Origin of the sequence: Rhizobium sp. C4, assembly GCF_021026315.1 — a bacterium.
GTDB lineage: Bacteria > Pseudomonadota > Alphaproteobacteria > Rhizobiales > Rhizobiaceae > Ensifer_A.
In genome coordinates this window covers 321,588-332,554 of record NZ_JAJNCX010000005.1, presented here as the reverse complement: position 1 = coordinate 332,554, position 10,967 = coordinate 321,588, and the positions used below count along the sequence as shown (strand labels likewise).

The following is a 10,967-nucleotide window of genomic DNA, read 5'->3' as shown; positions in this document are numbered from 1 at the left end:
CGCTGTCCTCAATCGCATGCTGGCCTGCGCACGCCCGAAATCCGTCCGCTGCACAAAAGCTAACCCATAGAAGCAGCATCAAAGACGGAGTTCCGTTCTTTCAACGACCCACGCACCAAAGCCGTGGGTGTGCGGATATCGCGGGTAGCGTCATGGAGAACGAGGTCTTCGAGGTGGACGAGTTCGCCGTCGATCCACAGTGAGGCGCAGGCGTCGGTGAACTGGGATCGTTCGATCCATCCCTGGCCGACCGGCGAGCGGGCGATCCGCTCGTCCAGACGCGTCAGAGCGACACCAGCGTCGAAAGCTGGCCGCATCAGGTCGCTCAGGCTGATTTTCGTCAAATCGTAAGCCATTGAAATTATGGTAGATGATTTCTTATAGGAACTCTATCTGAATATTACAGTTCCTCACATGGTACGGTTGGGGGTTGGGTGGATAACCATCGATAAGTACCTCTTATCGGAGATCATATGTACGAATGGTTTGTACATCCGCTTTCCCAGTGCTATCGTTCTCCAAATCGACCAACCGGAGCCAACCATGCCTCAGACCCACTACAAGATCAGCGAGGCGCGTAAGAAGTTCGCCGAGGTGCTTGAACGCGCCAACCAGGGCGAGGAGATCATCGTGACGCGCGGTAACGAGATCTATGCGCGCATCGGTCCGGCCGACCCTTTGGGTAAGCGGCCGTTCGGGCTACTGGCGCAGCGGAAGCTCCCGGACGACTTGTTCGACGCTGAGGACGCAGAGCAGGTTGCAATCGATGCCGGCGACTGGAATGATGACACTGGGATCTTCCAAGGTAAAGCTGTCGATGGCGGGAAGAAGCCGTGAAGCTCCTGCTCGACAGCCATGCCGTCTATTGGTGGACGATCGGGAGTTCACGTTTGTCGCCGCATGCGCGGGCTTTGATCGAGGACAAGCGCAACAACGTCCTTGTCAGCGCGGTCTCCTTTTATGAACTCGACACCAAGATGCGCTTGACGAAGCTCGATCTCAAACCGCAGGAATTGCGCGCTGCCGTGAGCGCCAGCGGGCTGCAGACGCTCGCCATCAGCGACCTTCATGCAGAACTCGCGGCCGCGTTCGAATGGGAACACCGGGACCCCTGGGATCGGATCCTCGCCGCGCAGACACGGCTGGAGCGCTGCGCGCTGGTCTCGACGGATCTGGTCTTCGATGCGGTCTTGCATGAGAGGGTCTGGTGAGGAAACCTCGATGAGGGTTCTTGTTGAGGTGAATGAGGCGGCGGAACGGTTCGAGGAGCTCATTGAACTCGTTTTGCGCGGGGATGCGATTGTGATCTGCCGCGACGAGAGGCCAATTGCGACACTCATGCCGATCGCGAAGACGGCGGACACCGAACCGAGCTTCCTCGAATTGGCTGCAGAGGGTCGCAAAAGCGTTCCACCAGGGACGACCTCCGGCCATTCCGATTTCTACGACGAGCATGGCTTGCCAAAATGAGTGCGATTGATCGACGGATCCAACAGCTCGACACGATCGCCTCGGTCCTGCCAATGGGTCGCCGGGACGCGTTGGCGGACCTGCTCACCGATCAGGATGTCGAAACGCTGCGGCATCTGGTCAATCAGGGCATGGGGGAAAACACGCTGCGTGCCCTCACCTCCGATTTGGCCTATCTGCAGGCCTGGTCGCTGGCCGCGACAGGCGGTTCTCTTCCGTGGCCGGCGCCGGAAGCGCTTCTCCTGAAGTTCGTGGCCCATCATCTGTGGGACCCGGAAAAACGCCTCGCAGATCCGCAGCATGGAATGCCAAACGAAGTCGAAGACCAACTTCGCGTTCAAGGCTTCCTCAGAGCTGCCGGGCCTCATGCCCCCGATACTGTGCGCCGGCGGCTGGCCACGTGGTCGACCCTCACGAAATGGCGTGGGCTGGAGGGTGTATTCGCGTCCCCAAGGGTCAAGTCCGCTATCCGCCTTGCCGTGCGGGCCACGCCGCGTCCGCGCAAGCGCAAGAGCGCCAAGGCGGTGACGGGCGACATCCTCGCCCGGCTTCTCAAGACCTGCGAAAGCGGAAGTCTCCGCAATCTCCGCGACAGGGCCATTCTCATGGTCGCCTTCGCCTCCGGCGGCCGTCGCCGCAGCGAAGTGGCGACGCTACGCAAGGAGCAACTGACCGACGAAGAGCCGATTGCTCTTGAGGGCGGCTCTCCCCTCCCCTCGCTGTCCATACATCTGGGGCGGATAAAGACCAGTGGTGCTGATCACGAGGAAATCGTCTATCTCACCGGTCGGCCGGTCGAGGCGTTGAAGCACTGGCTCAAAGCCGCGCGAATCGAAAGCGGCAGTGTGTTTCGGGCCATCGATCGCTGGGGCAATGTCTCGCCCCGCGCGCTCGATCCTACCGCCGTGAACGACATCGTGAAGCAGCGTGCCGCCATGGCAAGTCTCGATCCGGCGGAGTTTTCCGCGCACGGGTTGCGGTCCGGCTATCTGACGGAGGCAGCCAATCGCGGCATTCCGTTGCCTGAGGCGATGGAGCAATCCCGGCATCGCTCCGTTCAGCAGGCCTCGGAGTATTATAACAGCGCGACCCGCAGGAGTGGCCGAGCGGCGCGGTTGCTTTAGCAGGCTTTTGAAAAGCAGAAATGATTTGCAATGCGAAGAGAGAGCCTGTTTCGCAACAGTTCCTGCCGGGGAAGAGACTGTCCGGGCTGTCGAGAAAAATTGGCATAAAGCCGACATTTCCGGCTTCAAAAGCAGCTGGAGCGTACGTTTAGGTGCTTATGCAGGCCCAAGGAGCGAGTCTGCCATCGCCACGCGTTGAGCCCGAAAACCTAAAACCTCGATAATACGCGGCCCATTGTGCAATAGCCCAAGATCATCTTCGCGAAGCATGGTCTTGAGGCGCCGGTCTACGCGGCTCCGCAATCGGGGAAATTCAATCTGGACCGGAATATCATCAGGAGATCTGAGGGGGACGAAAATGACCACATCAAGCATGGCGAGCGCCTTGCTGATATTGGCCAGTTCACGGCCGCCGGGCAGCCATTCAAAGCCCTCACGGGCACTGACAACCTCTAAATAGGCGAGAAAGTCGAGTGGGCAGCGGTCAAAGATCACGTCGCGGCCATGAGCATGCCCCAGGATCAGCTTGCAGCTCTCGGCAAGCTGCTTTTCAAGATCAGGTATCGTTGCTCCATTGGAAAACGCAACCCCTTGCTGCTCAAGAAGCCAATAGGGTTCCGGCACGCTTTCATAGCCGCGATGAACGGTAGTGAAATCATCGATGAATGTCGTCTTGCCTGTGCCATGCGCACCCGTAACTGCAATATGCATGATCCCTCTCGAAAAATGTCACGGTCGTGGTGGTTGCCGATCATCAGGTGTACTGGCATGGGAAGTTGGGAGAGGATACGCGCTGCCTCGGCGTAGCCCAGTGGGTCAACGTTATGAGTAAGATCACCGCTTACAATGCAGAAGGCGGAATCGCCATGCTTGCGTCCGACGTGGGAGACGCAAGATGCCAAGCACTCCTCGGGCCGGAGTCCGTGTCGTTCCTGACCGGGTGAAACAAGGTGAAGATCAGACAGGTGTATGAGTTGCAGCATCCTGAGTCTACCGAGCGCTCGGTAGACGTTTGCTTAGAAAAACGCTTCGATAGTTCGTATGCGACCACTGTGTATGCTCAACGAACCGATAACCTAAACGCTTAGCCGACTGAACATCGTGTTCATGACAGGCATGTTCCTGGGTGGCACAGCCGGATCAGCGTTGGCGACTCCGGCTTGGCGAGAAGGCGGCTGGCCGCTTGTCTGCCTGCAGGGCGCGGGGCTTGGCGTAAGCGCCTCCTGATCAAGCTCCGCCATCATCGCCGCCACCCGGCGGCGGCCGCTGGCCATTTAGGAGAAGACGATGCGATAACTCAAGATCAGAATCGCCGGCGGGTCGCTCACCGGGCTTTTCGCCGGTATCCTCCTACAGCGGGCCGGCCATGATGTCCGTATTTTCGAACGCTCGTCACACAGTCTCGCCGGACGTGGCGCGGGGCTGGTCGGCCAAAGGGATCTACTTCACATTCTGCGGGGCGCGTTGGTGCATGGATCCATTATGTGATCCATGCACCAACGCGCCCCGCAGCAATTGGCGAGGAAAAGCGTTGTCTGCGACTGCAAAAGAACCGCGCTGAATTGCAAAGCGGGCAGCGATAGAGTTATACTAGTGTTTTAGATGACAAATTGCAGGACAAGTGATGCTTCGACGGGAAAAGACAGGCCTCGGCATTCAGGTATATCAACATGTGAGACAGATGCTGTTGGACGGCACGCTTCAAGTCGATGTCATGGTGCCGATCGATGCTATTGCCAATGACCTCGGTGTGAGCCGCCAGCCGGTTATGGATTCCGTGCGTCGGCTCGCGCTTGAAGGCTTCATCAGCATTATTCCCCAGGTCGGCAGCTACCCTCGCAGCTACAGCGTCCAGGAGATGGTGGACTTCTACAAATTGTTCGCCGAAGCGGAATGCGTGTGTGTATCGCTGGCCTGCGAGCGGGCCGAAGCTGCGCATATCCGGCAGCTCAAGTCCATCTCGGTCGAGATCGGCCAGCTTGTGACGGGGCCGACGAACGAAAGCGAACTCGCACGAGACTATCGCCGCCTGAACCAGCGGTTCCATTCCGAAATCCACAACCTGATCGGCTCGGCGGCTCTGGCAGACTCCACTGAAATCATGGGCGATCTCGGCGATTTCATGGTCGCTACCGCCAAGGCTCCCATCTTCATGGAACGCCTCAAGGTGGCGCATGAGGAACATCAGGCTCTGATCGCCGCCATCGAGGCGCGCGATGCGGCGACGGCTGTCCCAATCATGAGGCAGCATGTTCTGGCCGTTTCAGAACGGATCGCCAGAGTGGGCCAGCAAAAAGCTTCGGCATCGCAGACCGAAACGGGGCGACAGCGTCTGTCTCAGCGCTGACGCGCGAAATCCCGACGCTTTCTATTATCGAGATCCTTGGTTCGGGCGACGCATGTCGCCTAAACTGCTCGACCGGACCTTCATCTTCACTACGCTCTTCGGACCCACCGCCATTGGGTACCCGTCAGTCTCGGCATTTCAGGTCTGAGGAAAATAACCTTCCAGTGGTTCAACGTTCGCGGCACATGATGCCGAAGCACTTCGTCGTCAGGCATGCGCATGTGATCGTCGCGCGGCGGATACCGGACTTTTGCGCGTTTGGGTACCGCCCAGCAGGCCGATCAAGCCCATCCTTGCCCACAGTCGAGCATCGCATTCGCCTGGCAGCATTGACTTCGCGGGCATAAATCGGTCTGTTGACGCAACATAAATACTAGAATATATATCCGGCAGGAGGCAGGGTGACTGCGCAGGATTGGATCTCGCCATATGGCTCAAGTGAAGCCGATCATTTGCAGATCGCCGCCGGTTTTCGCTGACGCAGCAGAGCCGGATTTTCAGGAGGTAAAAATGAACGCAATGGCCAATCCGAGTGAAATCCCCGTCGGATGCCCGATGCATCAGGCGGGCGCACGCTTTCAACCGTTCGAGCATCAAGGCATGACGGATTTTTACGCGTCTGTCCGACCCGAGGTGCCGATCTTCTATGCGCCCAGCATCGATTGCTGGGTCGTGACCCGACGAGAGGACGCGCTGGCTGTCTTGCGGGACCACGAGCGGTTCTCGGCCTCCAATGCGACGGCTCCGATCGTGCCATGGCCTCAGGAGATGCATCAGTTTCTTCAGGACCAGCATTTCACCAATGAAAGCGTCCAGGTCGCCTGCGATCCGCCCAGGCATACGCGCGGACGCAATGCGGCCGTCACCTTTCTGAACATGAAGAAGTTCCAGAACTACGAAGCCGATGTCAGGGCGCTTGCCCGATCCTATGTCGATGAAATCAGGAAGAGCCGCGAAGAGGTCATCGATCTCGTTGCATCCTTCACCTACGAATATCCCGCAAAGGTCGCGTTTCTCCTGCTGGGCGAAAAGGAACTGGACGCGCGTAAGCTGAAGCAATGGGCCGACCTTCGCATCAAGCTGATCTTCGGCAAGCTAAGCCATGACCAGCAGATGGAAGCCGCACGCGATCTGGCAGACTTCTGGCATTTTGCCACCGCGCTGGTGGATCAACGCAAGAAGCATCCGGGGGACGATTATCCCAGCGCATTGCTGGCGGCACGCGGGGATGACGATTCCGTTCTGACCGAAAATGAGGTGAAGAGCCTGGTGTTCGGGCTGTTGCTCGCCGCGCATGAAACCACGACGAACGCCGCCGGAAATTTGCTTTTCGAGCTTCTGAAGCGCCCGCAGACATGGCAGGCGATCGTCGATGACCAAACCCTGATCCCGAATGCGGTCGAGGAGGGTCTACGTTATGCGACATCAACCATAGCCTGGCGCCGCCGCGCCAAAGTGGATGTCGAGATTGCGGGTGTTCAACTCCCTCAGGGCTCACAGGTCCTGCTTTCACTGACATCGGCCAATCGGGACGAAAAGCAATTCGCAGATGGTGAGATTTTCGACATTGGCCGCAGCAATGCCCGATCCCACATCGCGTTCGGAAACGGCATCCACCACTGCCTCGGCGCGCCACTGGCACGGATGGAACTGCGTATCCTTCTTGAGGAACTGACCTCCGCCTTCCCGAAGATGAAACTGGTCGAAGAGGAAACCATCAGCTTTCTCCCGACCTTGTCATTTAGAGGTCCCGACCGGCTGCCGGTTCGGCTGAACGGATAAGGCAGCGGTTGAACGCTTGCGAATACAATCGCCCGGCCGAAACCATTCGGTCGGGCCTGCAATGCACTATCCCTGCACTCCTTCCCTCCACAAGTGCTGCGGAAATCCAGGACATTTCATGCCTAAGTTGATCTTTATCTCTCCCGACGGAAGCAAACGCGAAGTGACCGCCGAAAGCGGCACGTCAGTCATGGAAAACGCCATCGACAATGGTGTCGAAGGCATCGTTGCCGAGTGCGGCGGCTCCATGTCATGCGGCACCTGTCACATCTATCTGGATGAGGAAACGTTTGAACGTCTCGGAGAGCCCGGCTCTGCTGAAAACGACCTGCTCGACTTCGTGAATTCTCCCCGGCGGCCCACCAGCCGCCTCAGCTGCCAGCTGAAGGTGGATGACCGCTTCGAAGGGGCCATCTTTTTCGTTCCGGAGAGCCAGTATTAACGCGATCCATGCTGATAATCGGATCGGCTTTGAAAACTCAAGAGGCTGCCAACTCTCCATCGGAGCTGGCAGCCTCTGTGTTTTGACCCTAAAGGCTGATCAACCCGCGCAATGCCTCAGGTCCGAGCCTGATCTGCTCGGCTGTCGGGTTCACGGAAGCAGCAAGCAGCCTGCGCGCGAGAATATGTTCGGCCGGATTGCCGACGGTCTCGACGGCGACGAGCTCCGCACCGCGCAGGTGATAGACGGCCAGCCGTCCCGGTTCACCGCGAACAATACGCTCCGTCGAACCGGCAGACAGACCGACAATCTGAAGCTTGGCCGGGCCGATATCGGACCAGAACCACGGGACGGCCTGATAGGGCGTGACCTTTGACGTCGCAATGCTCTTGGCAACGTGGCGGGCTTGATCTGTGGCGTTCTGCACGCTCTCAATCCGCAAGCGGGTTCCGGTCTGAGGCGATGCGACATTCGCCACGTCGCCGATGGCCCAGACACCGGGCAAGGCCGCCCGCAACGCCTCGTCCACCAGGACACCATTGTCGGCTGCCACCGCCGCCGCGCGGGCAAGGTCGCTATCCGCATCTGCACCAATTCCGACCACAACGAGGTCACAGGCAACCCTGCCCCGGTCGGTTTCGAGCGCGGTGATGCGTTCGCCCTTGGAGACAACGTCAAGGATCCGGGCACCGGTGATCAGATCGACATTCATGTCTTCCAGAACGGCCGCGATAGCCGCCGACGTGTCCGCCGCCGCCACGCGCCTCAGAACGCGGTCGGCTGTTTCCAGCACAACAACATCGCGGCCGGTAGACCGGATCGCCGCTGCAACCTCGAGACCGATAAAGCCCCCGCCGACGATCACCACACGACGGGCCTCCGCCATGGCTATTCGCAGCGCATGCGCATCTGCAAGCGAGCGCACCGAAAACACATTGCCGGCCGCCGGCCACGCTGAAAGCCTGCGGTTGCGCGAGCCGGTGGCAAAAACGAGATGCTCGTAAGAAAGGCTGGGACCGCTCTCCAATTTGAGTCGCCGACCATTCGCATCGACCGATGTCACACGCCCGACGACCCTCTCGATGCCGCGATCGTCGTAAGCACTTGCCGGGCGAAGAGGCAGCGGCCTGGCGTCACTCTCCTTAAGGAAGGTCTTGGAAAGGGGCGGCTTGTGATAGGGAAGTTCGCCGTCCGCATCGATCAGCGTAACGGCCCCTTTATAACCCTCATCGCGCAAACTGACGGCGAGCTGGCTTCCCCCGTGGCCAGCTCCGATAATGACGACGCCACTCATGAAAGCCCCCGCGCAACCCTGCTCAATAGACAAACTGAATATGAGCGCGATGACGGCTCGGCTTTTCGATCTCGTCGACGACAGCAGATGCGAAATCCTCGCCGCCGATTGCCGATTTTCCTTCCGGGTCGAAGAGCGCCACCTCATCGCCGATGCGATAGGCCCCACGGCGCTCGCCGGGTGCAAAGGCCCCGAATACGCGACCGGGACTCATATAAAGCCAGTCGAGGTTGCTTGGTGCGTCAGCAAGCAAGTTCTCCAGCACATCCGCGGTTTCCCGCGCCGCAGCGGCAAATTCGGGCGCGACTGTGCCGGCATCGATGAAGCGCTGCGCGCCCGTGCTCGGACGAAGCGCCGTAAACCCACCCACGACCAGAAGCCGTGCCTTCGCGTCGGCCGTAAGTCCGAAAACGCCCCGATAGGCCGAGGTCAGCGCGCCGCTAAGTTCGCCGCGCGGGGAGAGAGACCCGACGACAACATCGGCCCCCTGTATCGCGGTTTTCAGAGCGTTTAGATCCGTGACGTTGCCATGCCGATAATCGACACCCGCCACGGACTCGGATGCGCCCGACCGACTGAAGGAGGTGACCTGATGACCACGGCCCGCAGCCTCGCGCACGATATGGCGTCCGGCATAACCGGTTCCACCGACAACAACTATTCTAGCCACTTGCTATTCCTCCCGATTGTCATTTTGCTTGAGAGAGCCTTTGCGTCAGGGTTCCAGCGCAAAGGGTATGCCGGCAGCCCTGTATTCGGGACCTTCCAGCGGCCCCCAGAGATTGCGCACCCGGCTTTCCGGGCCGAGGGACCATGTGCGCGGCGCATAGACATCATCGCAGTCGATGCGCTCCATCTCGATGGAGTTCTCGACGACGCAGCCGTTCGGATCGGCATAATAGGTAAAGATGTTGTCGCCCGCCCCGTGACGGCCCGGCCCCCAGAGCATCGTCCGGCTCTTGAGCGCCAGCGTATCGGCAACCTTGGCGAGGTCTTCGAAGCAGCGCGCATCGAAGCCATAGTGGTGCAGCTTTGCTTCGCCGGTCCCGATTGCGAGCGTGTGATGGAAACCGTCAGCGGCCCGCAGCCACTGCAACTCATCATTCGTGGTCCGGTCGGAAAGCCGCATCCCGAAAACGGCCTCGCAAAGCCCCCCGAACGCCTTGGCGTTCTCGACACGAACGTTGACATGTTCCAGACGGACGGGGTGAACGCCGTGACCGACATAGCGGGCGTTCTGATCGCGCGGCACCGGCGTATGCACCTCGAAAATCGGCCCTTCCGGTGTGAGAAACCGCAGGGCCTTTTCGATATTTGGAAAATAGGAGCGTTCGGACAGGATCTTGCAGCCATGATCCATGGCGCGACGGCGCACTTCGCCGACGGCCTCCGCGTTGATCGCTTCCAGCCCGATCGCAAGCGCTGCCTTCCGGGAACTCTTGAAATAGCCGACTTCGTGCCGGCGGTTGTTGCTCGACAGGGTAACTAGATCGGAGGTGCGCGCGATGATGCGCGGTCCCGAAATCTCGGCCAAGTCCTGCGCCGAGCCTTCGGGGTCGGGTGTCGCAAGCGCGATATGGCCCATCTGGCGAATAAGATAGCTCACTGAAGTCTCCTCTTGCTGCTGCGCTTGATCAGACCGCAAAATCCGCCGCCTCTTTGGCGACACCATTCCTGAGCACGCCGATGCCCGAAATTTCGACCTCGACACGGTCGCCCGCCTTCATCCAGAGTGGCGGCTTATGGAAGGCGCCGACGCCCCCGGTCGTGCCGGTGATGATCACATCGCCCGGCTCAAGCGTGATGAAGCTCGAGCAATAGGAAACCAGTTCCGGCACGCTGAAAATGAGATCATCAAGCGTTGCGCTCTGCACTTCCTGACCATTCAGGCGGGTTTTCAACGTCTGCGCGGCGATGTTGGGCAGTTCGTCGGTCGTGACCAGCCAGGGGCCGAATGCACCCGTTTTCGGAAAATTCTTGCCCGGCGCAAATTGCTGCGAGTGCCGCTGCCAATCGCGAACGCTGCCGTCGTTGTAGCAGGAATAGCCTGCCACGCGTTCCATGGCCTGCTCGGGCGTCACATAGCGACTGCGCTTGCCGATAATGACAGCCAGTTCGCCCTCATAGTCGAACTGCTCCGACACTTTGGGGCAAATCATGTCTTCATTCGCGCCGATCTGCGTCTCGGCAAAACGAGTGAAGATCATCGGCTTCGTCGGCATTTCACGGCCGGTTTCCTTGACATGGCTCGCGTAATTCACGCCAACGCAGAGGATTTTCGACGGGTCCGTGATCACCGGAAGCAGCCGCACATCGCCCCAGGCGACGGAGGGCTGAGTGCCAATGCGTGACCGGGCATAGTCAAGCCCGGCCGGATCGGCAAGCAACGCGCGAACCGAGGCATAACGGTCGCCGAGATCGATGATACCGGCTGGATTCGTTTCGTTGCCGATTACGAGACCACAGCTCTCGCGGCCGCTCTTTTCTTTGTAGCTGACGAATTTCATT

Annotated in this window: 12 protein-coding genes and 2 pseudogenes; 8 read left to right on the top strand and 6 right to left on the bottom strand. The window is 59.5% G+C overall.

What is annotated here, in order from left to right; genetic code table 11:
- Positions 1–83: 83 nt before the first annotated feature.
- Positions 84–365: pseudogene (locus tag LQK84_RS11955) on the bottom strand (RHE_PE00001 family protein); the annotation flags it as partial.
- Positions 366–543: 178 nt separating this feature from the next.
- On the opposite strand from LQK84_RS11955, the gene LQK84_RS11950 reads away from it, so the two are divergent.
- From LQK84_RS11950 to LQK84_RS11935, 4 genes are read left to right on the top strand one after another with little or no spacing between them, the layout of a single operon-like run.
- Positions 544–837 carry a type II toxin-antitoxin system Phd/YefM family antitoxin gene (locus LQK84_RS11950; protein WP_230828944.1) on the top strand — a complete coding sequence of 98 codons (294 nt, stop codon included), beginning with the start codon at positions 544–546 and terminating at the stop codon, positions 835–837.
- Positions 834–1,211 (top strand): type II toxin-antitoxin system VapC family toxin, encoded by a 378-nt coding sequence (locus LQK84_RS11945; protein WP_230828943.1) that lies wholly within the window; start codon positions 834–836, stop codon positions 1,209–1,211. The genes LQK84_RS11950 and LQK84_RS11945 overlap by 4 nt, the downstream gene beginning before the upstream one ends.
- Positions 1,212–1,221: 10 nt before the next feature.
- A complete protein-coding gene (locus LQK84_RS11940) occupies positions 1,222–1,470 on the top strand; it encodes a type II toxin-antitoxin system Phd/YefM family antitoxin (RefSeq protein WP_230828942.1) in 249 nt (82 codons plus the stop codon).
- Positions 1,467–2,594, top strand: a complete 1,128-nt coding sequence (locus tag LQK84_RS11935; RefSeq protein WP_230828941.1) for a site-specific integrase — start codon at positions 1,467–1,469, stop codon at positions 2,592–2,594. The genes LQK84_RS11940 and LQK84_RS11935 overlap by 4 nt, the downstream gene beginning before the upstream one ends.
- Before the next feature lie 156 nt (positions 2,595–2,750).
- Here LQK84_RS11935 and LQK84_RS11930 read toward each other — a convergent pair whose 3' ends face one another.
- Complete coding sequence (locus tag LQK84_RS11930) at positions 2,751–3,305, bottom strand: AAA family ATPase (RefSeq protein ID WP_230828940.1); 555 nt, start codon at positions 3,303–3,305, stop codon at positions 2,751–2,753.
- 591 nt (positions 3,306–3,896) lie between these two features.
- On the opposite strand from LQK84_RS11930, the pseudogene LQK84_RS11920 reads away from it, so the two are divergent.
- From LQK84_RS11920 to LQK84_RS11905, 4 genes and pseudogenes are all read left to right on the top strand, one after another.
- Positions 3,897–4,052, top strand: a pseudogene (locus tag LQK84_RS11920) (NAD(P)-binding protein); the annotation flags it as partial.
- A gap of 166 nt (positions 4,053–4,218) precedes the next feature.
- A complete protein-coding gene (locus LQK84_RS11915; RefSeq protein ID WP_230828939.1) occupies positions 4,219–4,941 on the top strand; it encodes a GntR family transcriptional regulator in 723 nt (240 codons plus the stop codon).
- A 429-nt stretch (positions 4,942–5,370) separates the two neighbouring features.
- Entirely contained in the window at positions 5,371–6,723 is a 1,353-nt protein-coding gene (locus tag LQK84_RS11910) for a cytochrome P450 (RefSeq protein WP_230828938.1), read from the top strand.
- Positions 6,724–6,841: 118 nt separating this feature from the next.
- Positions 6,842–7,165: a 2Fe-2S iron-sulfur cluster-binding protein gene (locus LQK84_RS11905; protein WP_230828937.1), complete on the top strand. Its 324-nt coding sequence runs from the start codon at positions 6,842–6,844 to the stop codon at positions 7,163–7,165.
- Between the two features lie 88 nt (positions 7,166–7,253).
- On the opposite strand, the gene LQK84_RS11900 is transcribed toward LQK84_RS11905, so the two are convergent.
- From LQK84_RS11900 to LQK84_RS11885, 4 genes are read right to left on the bottom strand one after another with little or no spacing between them, the layout of a single operon-like run.
- A complete protein-coding gene (locus tag LQK84_RS11900; RefSeq protein WP_230828936.1) occupies positions 7,254–8,459 on the bottom strand; it encodes an NAD(P)/FAD-dependent oxidoreductase in 1,206 nt (401 codons plus the stop codon).
- Between the two features lie 22 nt (positions 8,460–8,481).
- A complete protein-coding gene (locus LQK84_RS11895; RefSeq protein WP_230828935.1) occupies positions 8,482–9,129 on the bottom strand; it encodes an NAD(P)-dependent oxidoreductase in 648 nt (215 codons plus the stop codon).
- A gap of 45 nt (positions 9,130–9,174) precedes the next feature.
- Complete coding sequence (locus LQK84_RS11890) at positions 9,175–10,065, bottom strand: VOC family protein (protein WP_230828934.1); 891 nt, start codon at positions 10,063–10,065, stop codon at positions 9,175–9,177.
- Positions 10,066–10,093: 28 nt separating this feature from the next.
- Positions 10,094–10,966 carry a fumarylacetoacetate hydrolase family protein gene (locus LQK84_RS11885; protein WP_230828933.1) on the bottom strand — a complete coding sequence of 291 codons (873 nt, stop codon included), beginning with the start codon at positions 10,964–10,966 and terminating at the stop codon, positions 10,094–10,096.
- Position 10,967: the final 1 nt, after the last annotated feature.

Coding starts and splice junctions, on each gene's coding strand:
- LQK84_RS11950 (WP_230828944.1), top strand. CDS start 544: ATGCCTCAGACCCACTACAAGATCAGCGAGGCGCGTAAGAAGTTCGCC.
- LQK84_RS11940 (WP_230828942.1), top strand. CDS start 1,222: ATGAGGGTTCTTGTTGAGGTGAATGAGGCGGCGGAACGGTTCGAGGAG.
- LQK84_RS11935 (WP_230828941.1), top strand. CDS start 1,467: ATGAGTGCGATTGATCGACGGATCCAACAGCTCGACACGATCGCCTCG.
- LQK84_RS11930 (WP_230828940.1), bottom strand. CDS start 3,305: ATGCATATTGCAGTTACGGGTGCGCATGGCACAGGCAAGACGACATTC.
- LQK84_RS11915 (WP_230828939.1), top strand. CDS start 4,219: ATGCTTCGACGGGAAAAGACAGGCCTCGGCATTCAGGTATATCAACAT.
- LQK84_RS11910 (WP_230828938.1), top strand. CDS start 5,371: ATGGCTCAAGTGAAGCCGATCATTTGCAGATCGCCGCCGGTTTTCGCT.
- LQK84_RS11905 (WP_230828937.1), top strand. CDS start 6,842: ATGCCTAAGTTGATCTTTATCTCTCCCGACGGAAGCAAACGCGAAGTG.
- LQK84_RS11900 (WP_230828936.1), bottom strand. CDS start 8,459: ATGAGTGGCGTCGTCATTATCGGAGCTGGCCACGGGGGAAGCCAGCTC.
- LQK84_RS11885 (WP_230828933.1), bottom strand. CDS start 10,966: ATGAAATTCGTCAGCTACAAAGAAAAGAGCGGCCGCGAGAGCTGTGGT.